Annotated in this window: 14 protein-coding genes; 3 read left to right on the forward strand and 11 right to left on the reverse strand. The window is 55.3% G+C overall.

Going from position 1 to position 14038, the window contains the following annotated elements:
- Both PCH01S_RS26655 and PCH01S_RS26660 read left to right on the forward strand, forming a co-directional pair.
- The coding region (locus tag PCH01S_RS26655; RefSeq protein ID WP_174446854.1) for a YwmB family TATA-box binding protein at positions 1-433 on the forward strand (433 nt) is incomplete at its 5' end.
- 359 nt (positions 434-792) lie between these two features.
- Positions 793-1350, forward strand: coding sequence for a hypothetical protein (locus PCH01S_RS26660; RefSeq protein WP_042234999.1), 558 nt, complete (start codon positions 793-795; stop codon positions 1348-1350).
- Positions 1351-1584: 234 nt separating this feature from the next.
- Here the strand turns inward: PCH01S_RS26660 and PCH01S_RS26665 are convergent, their stop codons facing one another.
- The 10 genes from PCH01S_RS26665 to PCH01S_RS26710 are packed head-to-tail and all read right to left on the reverse strand — an operon-like array spanning position 1585 to position 12063.
- Entirely contained in the window at positions 1585-2628 is a 1044-nt protein-coding gene (locus PCH01S_RS26665) for a hypothetical protein (protein ID WP_042235001.1), read from the reverse strand.
- The gene (locus tag PCH01S_RS26670) at positions 2588-4246 is read right to left on the reverse strand and encodes a glycoside hydrolase family 3 protein (RefSeq protein WP_042235003.1); all 1659 of its coding nucleotides are present in this window, start codon (positions 4244-4246) and stop codon (positions 2588-2590) included. Before PCH01S_RS26670 ends, PCH01S_RS26665 begins: the two co-directional genes overlap by 41 nt.
- A 19-nt stretch (positions 4247-4265) precedes the next feature.
- Positions 4266-5291, reverse strand: coding sequence for a zinc-dependent alcohol dehydrogenase (locus PCH01S_RS26675; protein WP_042235005.1), 1026 nt, complete (start codon positions 5289-5291; stop codon positions 4266-4268).
- Between the two features lie 52 nt (positions 5292-5343).
- Complete coding sequence (locus PCH01S_RS26680; protein WP_042235007.1) at positions 5344-6147, reverse strand: ABC transporter permease; 804 nt, start codon at positions 6145-6147, stop codon at positions 5344-5346.
- Positions 6148-6159: 12 nt separating this feature from the next.
- A complete protein-coding gene (locus PCH01S_RS26685) occupies positions 6160-6969 on the reverse strand; it encodes an ABC transporter permease (RefSeq protein ID WP_042235009.1) in 810 nt (269 codons plus the stop codon).
- Positions 6966-7949, reverse strand: coding sequence for an ABC transporter ATP-binding protein (locus PCH01S_RS26690; protein ID WP_042235010.1), 984 nt, complete (start codon positions 7947-7949; stop codon positions 6966-6968). The genes PCH01S_RS26685 and PCH01S_RS26690 overlap by 4 nt, the downstream gene beginning before the upstream one ends.
- A 60-nt stretch (positions 7950-8009) precedes the next feature.
- Positions 8010-9185 carry a radical SAM protein gene (locus PCH01S_RS26695; protein WP_042235012.1) on the reverse strand — a complete coding sequence of 392 codons (1176 nt, stop codon included), beginning with the start codon at positions 9183-9185 and terminating at the stop codon, positions 8010-8012.
- Positions 9157-10263 (reverse strand): glycosyltransferase family protein, encoded by a 1107-nt coding sequence (locus PCH01S_RS26700; RefSeq protein WP_042235014.1) that lies wholly within the window; start codon positions 10261-10263, stop codon positions 9157-9159. The genes PCH01S_RS26695 and PCH01S_RS26700 overlap by 29 nt, the downstream gene beginning before the upstream one ends.
- Positions 10264-10286: 23 nt before the next feature.
- The gene (locus tag PCH01S_RS26705) at positions 10287-11801 is read right to left on the reverse strand and encodes a hypothetical protein (RefSeq protein ID WP_042235016.1); all 1515 of its coding nucleotides are present in this window, start codon (positions 11799-11801) and stop codon (positions 10287-10289) included.
- Positions 11788-12063: an acyl carrier protein gene (locus PCH01S_RS26710; RefSeq protein ID WP_042235018.1), complete on the reverse strand. Its 276-nt coding sequence runs from the start codon at positions 12061-12063 to the stop codon at positions 11788-11790. The genes PCH01S_RS26705 and PCH01S_RS26710 overlap by 14 nt, the downstream gene beginning before the upstream one ends.
- 726 nt (positions 12064-12789) lie before the next feature.
- On the opposite strand from PCH01S_RS26710, the gene PCH01S_RS26715 reads away from it, so the two are divergent.
- Complete coding sequence (locus PCH01S_RS26715) at positions 12790-13023, forward strand: hypothetical protein (protein WP_042235021.1); 234 nt, start codon at positions 12790-12792, stop codon at positions 13021-13023.
- A gap of 103 nt (positions 13024-13126) precedes the next feature.
- Here the strand turns inward: PCH01S_RS26715 and PCH01S_RS26720 are convergent, their stop codons facing one another.
- Positions 13127-14020 carry a carbohydrate ABC transporter permease gene (locus PCH01S_RS26720; protein ID WP_042235022.1) on the reverse strand — a complete coding sequence of 298 codons (894 nt, stop codon included), beginning with the start codon at positions 14018-14020 and terminating at the stop codon, positions 13127-13129.
- Between the last annotated feature and the right edge of the window lie 18 nt (positions 14021-14038).

Raw genomic sequence — 14038 nt, forward strand, 5'->3', positions numbered from 1 at the left:
CGGGCTGTCGCTGCAGCTCGCCCGCCTTGACGACGGCAGCGCGTTCGTCATCGCCCGGCTGGAGGCGCGCGCAGCCGACGGCCTCCCGGCGCTGGAAGCACGCCGGGCAAGCCTGGAAGCCGCCCTGCAAGCGGCGGGCGTGCAGGCGGACTGCAACGTCGTCCTGCAGGGAGCCGCAGCTCGGCCTTCGGCAGGCGCAGCGGCTCAGGCCGACGGGCTTCAGGCGCTGCTCGCGAAGCGGCTCGGCGCCGCTCCTCTGGAGCGTTACGCCGACGGGGAGACCGTCAGCATCACGATGAGCGCACCCAAGCTTCAAGCTTCGGTAATCAGCGGCGGCAAACGCGTTAACCTGCAGGCCGCGGTTCACACGGTAACCGAAAGCGGACTGCAGCGTATCACAATCGGCACGCCGGTCATTACAACCGAATACTGAATTTCTTTCTTTCTCCACGCAAGCCAGGCAAGCTGCATAAAATGCGGCTTGCCTTTTACCGAATCGCATCGTATGTGCAGCCTGGGGCTCATTTTACACACCGACCCTTTAAATCCAAAACCGGAAGAAACTTTTTTCGAAAATCGGCTTCTAACAAGCGGAATCCGTTTAAATAAACTTACCGGCAAGTGGTAAGCAGTAAGTGCGCGGCGGCGGCCAAAAATCATAAGCACAATTTATGCACGAACGGCTCGCAGTCATAGCCTCATCAATGGCGCTTGCTCAGGCATCTGGTCGTTCACGGTTTAATTTCGACTTTTATTGAAATCGCTTACAATTATAATCCGGGAGGCGGTACAATGACACTGCGTTTTTTTCAATGGTTCGGTAAATGGAGTTTGCCGGAAGGTTTCGGGCGTAGATTAACGGCAGGCCTGATCCTCACGGCCGTTCTTGTCTCCCTGGTGTTAAGCGCGCTGCTAAACAGGCTCGTGCCGGGTTCCATGACTTACGCCGACCTGATGACCCGCTCGCAGCCCGCCTCTTTTTATCTGCCTGATGAAAATTTTACTTACCGTGACCAGGGTGTCATTGAATCGTTTACCCGCCTGGCCCTTACCAAACAAGCTTTGCGGAAAGAAGAAGCCGCCTCCGCTTTTATTCCCGGCAAGGAGCCTCTCCGGCTTTCTTATGATAATTCCAAAGGCCGGGTTATTCTCGTCGACGCGGACGGCCGGATTTATACGCCGGTATCCAAAGCGGAGCTCCGCAATGAATCCAAGCTGCACTGGCTCTGGTGGAAGCTGGATACCGGCCGCTCGTCTTACCTGTATTACGTAACCGAGCCTGACGCGGCTATCGCCCGGCTGGCCGAGCAGATCAAAAATTCGGCTCCGGCAATAGAAGCGGCGGGCTGAACCCTGAGCATCATGCCCTGCCGAAGAACTTCCGCACCGCGCGAAGCTTCCAGCACGCGGTGCTCGGCGTCACATGACGGTGGTCAACCACAACGTTGTCCTTCGCTCCTCGCCCAAGCCCTCTCTTGCCCGCTTCTTTTTTCACATCGCACCGCTATCCCGGCCCCTTGCGGAAACCCGGCTTTCCGGTATGCCCCGCATCCGGTTCCGATGGTTCTCTCCCTGGGGCTTTTTTCAACCTTCGAGCAGGGCAATCAGCTTTTGCAGAAGTACAGGCTCTTCGTCCCGGAATTGGTTGAACCGGAGCCTTAACCGTTCAAACACTTCCTTATCCTCGCGGATTTCATGTCGGATGTACTGGTCCCTCAGTTTCATCGCTCTCTTAGCCAGATCTTTATAGCCTTCCGCAAGCTCTTCGTCATACGGAATGATCCCCTCAGTCACCAGATATTCGATCCGGTCGCTCATCATTTTTTTGTGTTCCCACAGAAGATGAAGGTGCCTTACATCGTTGCGCATTCCCAGCCGGGGATCGTTTTGCTCTACGGCGTCGTAGTACATCTGCAAATAGTCGTATACCCTGATTCCGAAAGCTTCATTCTCGTCGGGATTGTAATTGATCCGGTTTAAGCGGGTCTCCCCGTTAAGATAATCGCGCAATTGGTCGATCACGGCGACTTTGTCGAAAGGATAGTGGAATTCCGGCTCGTATTTGTAAAAATACGTATGGTGATCTGACGTTTGTCCCTCCTTCAGCAGCTTTTTCATGGAATTTACGGCATCGAGAAACTCTTCGAAAGATATCTCCAGATTGCGGTATACTCCCGTATGGTCGAACATGGAGGCATAAAAGACCCGTTCTTCCAAGTTAAACCCATACAGAAAAAGGTGATGGGGGAACGGCTCCTGCTGATAGCAGGCCGCCGGCGACAGCTTGGATTCGTCCAAAAAAACGATACAGTAATACCCGTTACGGATCTGATCCGCAAAAAATTTCGGCCAATCATCCAGCGCCAGATTTTCCAAAAACGTATAATTGACGTTGCATGTGAGCAAGAACGGATTGTTGAAATTCAGTTCATTGGGCTGGCCCCGGAAAAAATCGACGTAGCACTGCCTGCCGTCCTCGAGAAATTTCTTCGTGCAGGACAACTGGATAAAATTGCTGTAAAACCAGGGAATCGTTACTGCATGTCCGCTGGTAATCGAAAGTGTATAGCCCCACCGCAAAAATCCTTTAAGTGGCGGATTCGATAACGGAAGCTGAACGGCGTTCATCTGGTTCTCCCCCTTCTGTCGTGGTATCCGGAATCGTGACCGGCAGAGTTCCGGCAGGCTCCGCCTTGCCCGTCAGAACACGGGCCAGAGCCTGCAGGGTATGCGGATGGTGTTCGTAGCAGGCCAGGAAGCCTTCGGCCTCCGGGAATGCCGCAAGATCGACGGGATTGCGCAGGGAGACCGGGATGACTTTGGCGCCTCCCTCCAGCAGTTTGCGGACCAATGCGGGCTGTCCCGGATTAGAAGCCGTGTGGAAAATACCGGCGACGATCTGCCCGTATCGCTGCGCTTCGGAAGCCAGGGCCGCAATCTCATCCGGACTCGGGCTGGTCCCGTACACGCGCTCCGTGAGGTTCGCCCCGATAAAAGGGCGCAGGAATCCCGCCAGGGTAGCATCGTGTATCGGCTCGTCTTCGGATTTGCAGGCGGCCGAAATTTGCGGCCAGAGCACCAGCGTGTCGACGTCCGGAGACAGCCTGCAGAAATCCGGTTCACGGTTGACGGCCGTAATACTCTCCTCACGGAGCCGTTCAATCGTCCGCAGCGTCTGCGGATTCTCCAGCAGAAGCCGTGCTTCTTCCCAGCTGCGCTCCCGCAGCTCTCCGATGCGGCGCTCCTTCAGGCGAAGAATACGCTCCACGGAAGCGTCGATCCGCTCCTCCGGCAGGCGCCCGTCCGCCACGGCACGCTCCAGAGCCGCCACTGCCTCCAGCTGGCTTGCGTACGTGTGGCTGACGAGCAGCAGATCCGCTCCGGCCAGCATGGCCCGGACGACGGCCTCGCCTAAGCCGATTCCCTGCGTCACCGCGTCCATTTCCATGCAGTCGGTCACGATGAGCCCCTCGAAGCCCAGCTCCTCCCGCAGCAGTCCCGTCAGGACTTCCCGGGAGAGAGTCGCGGGAACAGGCTCTCCGCCGCTGAGCAGCGGAATTCCGACATGGGCCGTCATAACGGCTTCGGCCCCGGTCAGGGCTGCCCGACGGAACGGCACAAGCTCCACCGACCGGAGCCGTTCGAGGGAATGCCTCACGACCGGCAGCTCGGCATGAGAATCCGTCTCCGTATCGCCGTGCCCGGGAAAATGCTTGATGACGGAGGCGATCCCTCCGTCCTGAAAGCCGAGCATGGCGGCGATCCCCAGCTCGGAGACCAGTTCGGCGCTGTCTCCGAACGAGCGGACGTCAATGATCGGATTTCGCGGATTGACGTTGATGTCCACCACCGGCGCGAAATTCATATTGATGCCCAGCGCCTTGAGCTCTTCCGCCGTCCCCTTGGCGGCTTCGTAAAGCAGCCCGGGGTTCCGCGCCGCTCCCAACGCCATCGCCGCGGGCAGCTGCGCGATCCCCTGCCTTACCCGGACCACCATGCCGCCCTCCTGGTCCGTCCCCATCCACAGCGGGATGCCGGTCGCGGCCACAGCCATCCGCTGAAGTTCCTCCGTTAAAGCGAATGCCTGCCCGGGGTTGTCCAGATTGCGGGAAAAGAACACGACGCCACCGGCGAAATGGTTCTCCAAAAGGTCCCGGATATTCATATCGGGCGTAAGGCCCTCGAAACCTACCATCAGAAGCTGGCCGATTTTTTCCTTCAACGTAAGCTCGCTGCACGCTCTCATTCGGTTGCCCCCTTTGCCGTTACATTTGCGTCCAATCGAACATAACTCCCATGAAATCGGACTTCCGCCCGGCGATCCGGGAATACACCGATACGGCTTCGAGCGGGCTAACTTTCTCGCTAATGAGACTTTCGACGTCCAGTTTTCCGCGACGGATGGATTCGAAAATGAATCCGTTCATGTCCGGTTCCGTCCACCCTTTAAAACCTTCCATCATCCGCCCGTGAATCCCCAGTATGCTGACCGAATTAAAGACGACTTTCGGCCCGATGGTCTGCTTCGAGGGCTCCGTCGAATCGCCCAGCAGAATCACTTTTCCGAGATCCCGGGTCAGTTGGGTACAGTACGGTAGTACCGCGTAGGAGCCCGTAATATCGTACACCGTGTCAAGCATTCTTCCTCCGGTGAGTTCTTCGACCTGTCCGTATGCATCAGCCACCGGAAGATCCAGCAGATCGGTCGCCCCGTTTCGGCGGGCTTGATCCAGACGGGGGCTCTCCGGCGCAATCGCGATAATTTGGCGCGCACCGCTCGAATTCAGATACTGGACCACGAGCTGGCCGATAAGACCGAGTCCGACGACACCCACTCTTTCGCCGAATGCGGGTTCGGCGCGCAGGATACCCAACAGGGCGACCTTAGCGATCTGCGTAAAAACCGCCTCTTCATCACGGATCGTATCGGGAATAAGCGCCGCTTCCCGGTAATCGGCGAGGAAGTACTGGCGGTGTCCGGCAGGGCAGATGATCCTGTCGCCGGCCCGGATTCCTTCCACCCCACTGCCCGTCTTCAGCACTTCCGCCGCCATGGAGTATCCCGGATAGAACGGGTAGCGGACCCACGATGACCAGACCGTCCCCTCGTCGAAGCGCCCTTTCAGACAGGCTAGTTCCGTTCCCGTGCTGATCAGAGACTTTTTGGCCGCACATAAGATTTGTCCCGGTCCCGGCTCAGGTACCTTTTCCTCTAAAAGCTCGATCCGGTCCGGCTCCTGAAATACGCAGTTTAACGAGGTGTACCCCCCGCTTATCGCAACATCCGGCATGTTTTGGCACTTCCTTTTCTAAGTATAGGATGGGAATCCAGAATTCCTTGAATTAGCTGCTCGCGCTGCTGTACCCTCTTACGGCCTGTTTCCAGAGCAGCCGCACGACAGCGAAAAGCAGCAGCGAACCGGCCAGCGCCAGTCCCGCATAAAGCCAGCTGAGCTGACCGAGCAGGAACATCGGGCCGAAATTGGTAACAAGGAACAGGGGAATAACGAAGGTGCCGATCCGGCGGACCCAGGCCGGGTAAATGGCCATCGGAAAATTGTTGGCGTCCCAGACAGAATGGGCGATTTCCGATACGGAGCCCGTCTGGACGAACCAGAACGAAAGCAGCGCCGGAATAATCATCAGGCAGTACGTGATGACAACGGAGACGACAAGCAGCAACGCGAATCCCGCAAGCTGCACGAACGTCAGCGGAATATCCATGGCGTGCCAGCCGATACCGACCATGACGAACCCGACCAGAATGTCGGGGATCGGAAGCGCCAGATCCACATAACGCAGGGAAGCCATGAACTGGAGGGAAACCGGCTTCGTCAGCATGAGATCAAGCGAACCGTCCTTGATATACTCGGGAATTTTCATGAAATTTGTAAAAAACAGGCCGACATAAATTCCGGTCGCCACAGTATGCATGCCAATAAAAAGCAGCAGCCCTTCGGGCGGTATCCCGTCTACGTGAAGGTCAGTGCGGAACACGACGAGCACATACAGCAGCTTGGCGAGCAGGTAGACGGATTCGACCAGCAGGCTCATTATAAAATTGCCCCGGAACTCCATCTGGGCAATGAGGCAATTTTTGATGAACATGCCGTACAGAAGAGCGTATTTTCTCATGATTTTAAACATATGGAACGTCCGCTACCCCCCAACCGCCGAGTATTTCTTCATGGATACGCGCCACGTCAGGCGGGAAAGCCAGAAAAACAGCAGGATCCACCCGCACTGGATCAACATCCCCTGGTACATGGCCACCGCTTCCGTCTTGCCGCTGAGGACATTGACCGGAAAATAAATCGTATACGGGAACGGCGTGTATTGAAGCGCCTTCACAACCGTTTCACCGAAAATTTCCAAAGGAAACATGCCCCCGCTCAAAATATTGACCAGCAGACTTGTAATGACGAAAAAGTACGAGATTTCATGCAAGTAAAACGCGCTCGCGCAGATGCAGTAGGCGATCAGGAAGTTGAGCAGAAGCGCTCCCAGCAGCGTGAAGGCAAACAAGATCAGCCGTACGGCCTCCACATCCAGCACATCCCTAGCCGCCGAAATCCAGATAATCCCGATAAGCAGAATTGCCGTAATTCCGTAATAGATCGCCTTCTGTCCGAAGAAGGACACCAGCCGGTAACCGAAATAGCTCACCGGTTTGATCAAGTATTTGTTAAGACCGCCGTTTTTGATATCGTCGGCAATCTGGTGCTCGAACTGGGTGGCGATCAGCTTGGACACCAGCCCCGCCAAAATGGTGTACAAAATAATTTGGCCGTACGAGTACGAGAACAGCGCCGCCTGGCCGGAATGCCGGTACACCGCCGTCCAGATAAAATACTGGACAAGGATCGGAAAAGCGGCTCCCAGCAGACCGAGAAAGAAGTGAAACCGGTATTCCATCGAATGCTGGACGCCCATCGAAAAAACCGCCATGTACAATTTGCGTCTGTTCATCCGGCGGATTCCTTACGGTAAAGCATCGAAATGCTTTCCTCGATCGGCACGTCTTCAATCGTCCAGTCGACGATCGGAAACGAATCGAGCACGGCGCGCGACACTTCCTTCAAGCGGTGCTTCGGCAGCTCCAGAACGGCATTGTAGCCGTCTCCGCTGACGATTTTGCCGAACTTGGCCAGCCGATGCTCGGCAACGGGTTCGGAGAACTGCAGCCGGATAATTTTCTGCTCGCCGAAAAGATCATTGATCTTATGGAGATCCCCGTCATACAGCAGGCTTCCTTCGTTAATGATGATCGTCCGCTTGCACAGATCCTCCACGTCCTTCATGTAGTGGCTTGTCAGCAGGATCGTCGCGCCGAACTGTTCATTGTAATATTTCAGAAACTCCCTAACCTTCTTCTGGGATGGAAAATCGAGGCCGATCGTCGGCTCGTCGAGGTAAAGCAGCCGGGGCCGGTGGATAAGAGCGGCGATCAGCTCCATTTTCATCCGTTCACCCAGGGATAGCCGGCGCACCTGCACGTTCAGAAGCTCCTGAACATCCAGCATTTCCGATAACTCGGCGAGGCTCCGGCGGTAAAGATCGTCGTCCACGTCATAGATACATTTGTTCAGATAAATCGACTCGCTGGCGGGAAGATCCCACCAAAGCTGGTTTTTCTGGCCCATCACTATGGAAAACAGCCGTTTGAACTCGTTTTTCCTCTCCCACGGCACATAGCCGAGCACGTCGGCTTCCCCACCGGTGGGATACAGAATGCCCGACAGCATTTTGAGCGTCGTGGTTTTACCCGCCCCGTTGGGTCCGAGGAATCCGACGCACTCGCCGGGGCCGATGTCGAAGGAAACGGATTTTACCGCTTCCTTCACCAGCGACTTGCGGGCGAATAAATTTTTCAGCGAATTTTTAAGCCCGGCTTCTTTCCGGTAATACACGAACGATTTGTGCAGCTCCCGCACACGGATGAAGTCCATCCCTGCCCCTCCTGAACGATTGCCTGTTTTGCCTGATTGGGCGGCATAAAGTTTAAACGCTTAAATTCCGTTATTGTAAAGCAGCACGCATTTGGAGCAAATCGGCATCAGACCGCAGGCCAGAACTTCGCGCTGCTTGCGGAGATCTTCACCGTGGAAAATATCCGCCACGCTTTCTTCATTCAAGTTGCCGACGCTGAATTCCGGGAAAAATTTGCACGGATTCACTTTGCCGTCCGGCATAACGTCCATCCGGTTGGAGATCGAAAAGCACTTCGTCCGTTTCATGGCCGGTTTCTCGCCGCCCCGGATGAAGTCTTCCACTTCCTCGGGCTCCAAAGCGGGCTGGTAGCGGACACGAACATTCCATACCCGGGAATTGACGCGGTTCAGTTCATCGATCAGCGTGTCGTAATTGTCCGGCGAGATGTGGAACGTGAACGAATGCCAGCTGTTCTTGTGGCCTTCTTCGAAACGGGCTGCGAGGTGCGGGAAATGGGCATCGAAGTAGGTGTCCATTTTCTCGGCCGTATCGTTGGGGATGTACCAAGGGAAGCAGAAATAGACGGAATCGACGCCCATTTCTTCGAAGTATTCCATAAAGCTGTACAACTGGTTGACCATCTGGTCGTTTACGGTCAAGGCTACGGACACTTTGCCTTTGTACACGCCCTGCTTTTGCAGATCCAGAAGGAGCTGGACGGCGTGAATCACTTTCTTGAACGTGCCTTTGCCCCGGATCGCATCATTCTCCTTCTCGAAGCCTTCCAGGCTGACCAGCATGACGAGATTTTCCGACATTTTCAGAATGGAATCCAGCTTCTGCTCAATGAGAATCGCATTCGTGCAAATGGTCGTGTACCGGTCTTCTTTGGCCAGCAATTCCGCCAGTTCATCGAACTTGGAATAGAACAGCGGCTCACCGCCCCACAGGAACACGCGCGATTTGCGTTCTCTCGTTTCGGCCAGAAGCTTCTCCACGACGGGAATTTCGATTTCGTCGTTCTTCACTTCTTTGGCAAAGCCGTGATGGAAGCCGTCCGGGTTCCATTCGAAGCAGTGTTTGCAGCGCAGGTTACAGCCGTTATTGAGTTTGATTCCGATCTCGTAAGGCACGGGGGCCGCATAAGCCGGATCTTCCCTGCGCTTCCTTCCCGTTTCCGCCAGCGGAACCAGGGTTCTTTTCATATTACGGAACGTAAGTTGGTCAAACGTAACTGCTGTTTTCGGCTGCATAAGTAATCCTCCCAAAATGCTTGATTTTTGACCGCTGCTCCAGCAATCGTGTGCAAATCCCTTCCAACAGATGTTCCGAAAAATTCCGGGCTTGCCACTCCGCAAAACGGATACCGAAACCGCAGGATTCCCAGTAGGCCGAATTATGAAGCTCATGGTCGCCGAACGGCTCCAGCATGACAAAAGGGATCCCGAACGACAGCGAGTCGTTCAAGGTAGCTCCTCCCGGCTTGCTGATGATAGCCGAGCAGTCTCGCATCAGGTCCGTGTATGCGGAGTAATCTCGGAGCGGATACTCCCGGAGAACACCCTGCTCACGGACATAGCGGACCATCGGCGGGAACGTATGCCGTCCCTGCGCGTCCCGGCTCCACGGATCCCAGGAGGCATCCGTTCCGAAGTAGCGCGTAACCCCGTCGTCCTCCTCCACTTCGGAAGGATCGTAGACGATCACATCGAGCCGGCGGCCGAGCCCACGGAGTTCGCGGATCGTCTCGGCGTAAGTGCCGATCCCCCAGCCTCCTCCGTGGATCAGGATGCGTCCGGCACGCTGCCCGTAGGGCAAGGGCTCCGCTTCGTCCGAAGCGATGTAGGCGCCCGGGGACAGCTCCGAAGGTACGTAGAACCAGACGTTGTCATAGCCGGGATACAGCTGCTTGTGTACCTTAAACGACGGCGTATCCCACGCGTCCAGCCGGATCAGCCGGATATCCAAGGGTTTGCCGGCAGCCGCCTTGTAGCGCTCCAGGATCGGCAGCCAGAAGCCGGTGAACACCGCAAACCGGGTGACGCCGGCCCGCATCCAGTCCTCCAGCAGCCTCAGGACCGCTTCCTCGTTCAGGGAAGTGTCGACGGGCCTGGCCAGCTTATGCCCCATACGGGCCACGGAGAAGTCCGCATGGAACGCTTTTTTGGTGGCCCGGATCTTGTCCCGGACTTCTTCGTGATACACGTTCTCCAGAACGTGAACATCCGAACCGACTCCCCTGCCCTGCAGGTACGTGTGCAGATGCATAGCGGGAATGTATGCGCCGAGCGAATTCCCCGACGCCAGCAAGGTAACCGAAGATGAATTCATGTTGCAGCTCCCGAGTTGCAAATTTAGTTGTACACTTTAACGGACAAGTCGGCGAGAACGTGCCGCAAGCTTTCGATCAGTTCGCTGCGGTGTTCGTCGTCACGGCCGACAACCGATACATACAGCCGTCCCTTCGGCATACCGCGTTTGTTCAGTGTTCCCTCGGCCATGCGGCGGCGGCTCAAAATCTCGTTCACCATCACGGTATTCGATGAGAGAGGAACGATCCCGTACCCGCCGGGGGCCGTCAGCAGCAGACCGGACTCACGCAGAGCATGCAGCAGTCTGCCGAACGCGAAGCCTTCCGGAAGCCCGAGGGAGAGGAACGTAAGCCAGCCCGTACGGCCGTGCTTCTCCCAGCATTTATCGAGATAAGCGTTAATGAGTCCCATGGACTTACGGGCGTTAATCTCCACGATGGATACGACTTCCCCGTCTTCCAGGACCATAGAGTCGAAGCAGACGAAGCCGTGGTAGCCGTCCTCCGCCAGAAGCCGGAGCGCTTTCTCCATCACACCGAAGTAGCCGGCGTTTTCCAGCAGGCGGATAAACGATTCATCCGCTTTGATCGACCCGCCATAATTTTGCTGGTGGTTGATCATACGCTGAACGGAGATGAATTCCACTTCCCCGCTCTCCCGGATGAGCCAGTGAGAACTAAAATCCGTTTCTTTCTTCAGCAAAGGCTCCAGCAGGAAATGAGAGCGCAGTCCGCTTCCTTCCTGTTTATGCAAGTGCTCCGCAATCCTCCGCTGCATCGCTTCGCTGTCGATGAGCAGATTTCCCTTGCCCGAAACGCCGAAGGGATCTTTCAGCAGGTAAGGCCCCTGCTTCAGAAGCGCATTCCCGGCCGCTTCCACTTCTGCCGCACTGCTTGCCTCCGTGCCGTAGCACTTCTCGCCGATTCTGGCCAGGAGACGGTTGGAGTACATCTTGGAGTTGACGCGCACAACCGTCTCCAGGTCCGGCAGAGGCGCCAGCGGCCCGGCCGCCTGCAGGTACGCTTCCGTCTCCGCCGTAATGGCGTACGGGGACAAAATGCCGGCTGCGCCGGTGATTCCGGCTTCCTCCGCCGATTGCGCTTGCCCGGAAGCTCCATCGGCATTCACCGGAGCAAAGGATTGCGGCAGCCCCGCACCGTCGGAATAACCCGAACCGGCGGCCTGCAGCACCCTCTTCTCCGGATCGGCAAGCTTGTCTTTGCCGGCCGCAAGCCGGAACATACACCGCTTGAAATCGTCCGGTCCCGGCAGGGTGGCCCGCTCGTCGTTCAAATCATAGAGATAACGGTTCCGAAAGGAAAACCCTAACCCTTCCAAGTACTCGTGCAGCACCGGATCGATCTTGCAGCGGCTGTAAAGGATATCTTCCGGTCCACAGAACGGAAACAACAGGTCGTCCATGCAGAGGACAATGGACTCCCGGTCCTTATCGGGCATAGCCGGCAGCCGGGCTAGATCCGGATCCCTCCAGCGCGTTTCGGGATCGAAGGTTCCCATCACGGTTTTCGGAATCGCGCGGGCTTCACTGTTGGACATCTTCATACTGCGGCTGCGCTTGGGACTGGCAGCTTTTCAAAAAAGAAATAAATGCTTCAATCGACTCAAGATGTTCGTAATCGAATTGGTCGTAGTCGATTGCGACGTTCAACTGTTCCTCGACTTTCAGCATAAACTGGATCATTTGCAGTGAATCGAGGCCTATATCGTTGTTAAGGTCCGTTGAGGGGGACAGGGAATGCCGGAGTTCCGGTTGATCTTCTTTGATAGCGCACAAAATGTCTACGATTTTATCGTACATGACTACACTCCTTTAAAGGGTTAATGTGTGTGGGTGCAACCGAGTTCTTGCGTTTACAAACTCCAGTACAAACGATAACCTGCTCGCTGTCTCCCCTCCTTTTTCCATAAGTTACAATTATTATCCCCCTGCTGTTAAAAGCTGTCAATGTTTACAATCCTGTATAAATATTAAGTTTTGTTTACAAAAACCTAAAATAAGACACTTATTCAGGCTTTTTCCACTCTTTTTTAAAAGAGCAGGAGAAGAGTCACGTATGGAAAAATGCGCTAACCGGACCCGTTCCCGTTTCATCCTTTTCCCCTCCGGTTAAGAAGAACTACAACAGAACAAGAGAGGAGAATGAGTCATGAAATCTTCCTTGATGCAAAAGGTTGCGACAGGAGTTTTAGTGGCGGTGCTCCCGAAACTCGTTGACATGGCCTTCGAAAAAATGAGAAGCAAAAAACAGAGCCGCGTCCAGTAAACGGACAACGGCCCTGACTGCCCCCGGGCAGCTGATTCCCTCACACCGTTCATGCCTGTCAGGCGCGCTGCACAAGGCCGGAACGTTTGCATAGAATGAAGCAGAAAAAAATCCCTCTTAAGTAGACAACGTCTGCTCGGAGGGATTTTTTTGATGCTTTCTTGAGTGCAGGGCGAGTGCTTTCCCGACATGATAAATGTGGTAAAATATACAAATAAAATCGTAATTTTGGCGTCGTTTCTTTGCCCGGAGGTGATGGTTTGATTGCTCTTCTCTATTCATTCTTAAGCATTGCCGCATTGCTCACCGTAAGATTCATGAACTTCAGTCCCGCGGTTACACTTACTACGGCGTGCTTGCTTATCGCTGCCGCCTTCGTATGTGCGTACCTGGATTACAAAAGAAACAAAGGCTTTAACGCTTACATGAAAAACGTCAGCATAACCTACTTGATTTTCATCGTGATTTTCGCGTATACAGCGGTGAGTCTGTAAGTATACCTCTCCCTTTACCCTTGCGCGTGCCCGGCAAAAAAAGCCTCCTGAATAGGAACACGTTTATGTGTCCGGTCAGAGAGGCTTTTTTGCATTCACTCTATTAACCCTTAACCGCGCCGGCAACCATGCCCTTCATGATCTGCTCCTGGAACGCCAGGTAGATCAGAATGGTCGGGATGACCGAGATCGCCATGGCCGCCATCGTCAGACTGTAGTCCGTGCCGAAACCGGTAGCGAACTGTGACAAGCTGAGCGGAAGCGTCTTGAGAGACGGCTTATTGATAAACACGAGCGCGAACGCGAAATCGTTCCAGTAACGCAGGAACGCGAGAATTCCGACGGTGGACATCGCGGGAACGGACAGGGGCAGCAGCATTTTGGTGAAAATGCCCCAGTAGCCCGTACCGTCGATCAGCGCGGCTTCCTCGATTTCCTTCGGCACCGACGTCATGTAGGCCGCGATGATGAAGATGGCTACCGGCAGCTCAAAGGCGACGTACGGCAGAATCAGCGCGCCGTATGTGTCGAGCATGCCGATTTTTTTCAGCATGATGAACAGCGGCACAAGCGTACTGTGCACGGGAATGAGCATGCCGAGCAGGAAGTAGCCCATCAACGGTCCGCGCAGGCGGAACGAGAAGCGGGAGAGGACGAACGCGGTCAGCGCGCCGATGGCCAGGGTAAGCACCAGCGCAACCAGCGTGACGATCGCCGAGTTGATAACGGCCGTCTCGATGTCGGCCACTTTCCAGGCCTGCACGAAGTTGTTCCATTTCCATTCCGCCGGAAAGCCGAACGGCTTGCCGAAAAATTCATCGTTGGTCTTGAATGCGCTGATAAACAGCCAGATCAGCGGGTATAGCGTAACGAGCGCATATACCGCGAGCAAAATATTTGAAATCGAGCTTTTGGCAAGCTTGCCAAAAGCGTTCTCTCTGCGGGCGGGTCCCGTCCCTTTCACGGGAGGAACGGCGGTTCCGGTCATCTGTGGCATACTAGCCCTCCTCCTTTC

Origin of the sequence: Paenibacillus chitinolyticus NBRC 15660, assembly GCF_000739915.1 — a bacterium.
Lineage (GTDB): Bacteria > Bacillota > Bacilli > Paenibacillales > NBRC-103111 > Paenibacillus_F > Paenibacillus_F chitinolyticus.

Coding starts and splice junctions, on each gene's coding strand:
- PCH01S_RS26660 (WP_042234999.1), top strand. CDS start 793: ATGACACTGCGTTTTTTTCAATGGTTCGGTAAATGGAGTTTGCCGGAA.
- PCH01S_RS26665 (WP_042235001.1), bottom strand. CDS start 2,628: ATGAACGCCGTTCAGCTTCCGTTATCGAATCCGCCACTTAAAGGATTT.
- PCH01S_RS26670 (WP_042235003.1), bottom strand. CDS start 4,246: ATGAGAGCGTGCAGCGAGCTTACGTTGAAGGAAAAAATCGGCCAGCTT.
- PCH01S_RS26675 (WP_042235005.1), bottom strand. CDS start 5,291: ATGCCGGATGTTGCGATAAGCGGGGGGTACACCTCGTTAAACTGCGTA.
- PCH01S_RS26680 (WP_042235007.1), bottom strand. CDS start 6,147: ATGTTTAAAATCATGAGAAAATACGCTCTTCTGTACGGCATGTTCATC.
- PCH01S_RS26685 (WP_042235009.1), bottom strand. CDS start 6,969: ATGAACAGACGCAAATTGTACATGGCGGTTTTTTCGATGGGCGTCCAG.
- PCH01S_RS26690 (WP_042235010.1), bottom strand. CDS start 7,949: ATGGACTTCATCCGTGTGCGGGAGCTGCACAAATCGTTCGTGTATTAC.
- PCH01S_RS26695 (WP_042235012.1), bottom strand. CDS start 9,185: ATGCAGCCGAAAACAGCAGTTACGTTTGACCAACTTACGTTCCGTAAT.
- PCH01S_RS26700 (WP_042235014.1), bottom strand. CDS start 10,263: ATGAATTCATCTTCGGTTACCTTGCTGGCGTCGGGGAATTCGCTCGGC.
- PCH01S_RS26705 (WP_042235016.1), bottom strand. CDS start 11,801: ATGTCCAACAGTGAAGCCCGCGCGATTCCGAAAACCGTGATGGGAACC.
- PCH01S_RS26710 (WP_042235018.1), bottom strand. CDS start 12,063: ATGTACGATAAAATCGTAGACATTTTGTGCGCTATCAAAGAAGATCAA.
- PCH01S_RS26720 (WP_042235022.1), bottom strand. CDS start 14,020: ATGCCACAGATGACCGGAACCGCCGTTCCTCCCGTGAAAGGGACGGGA.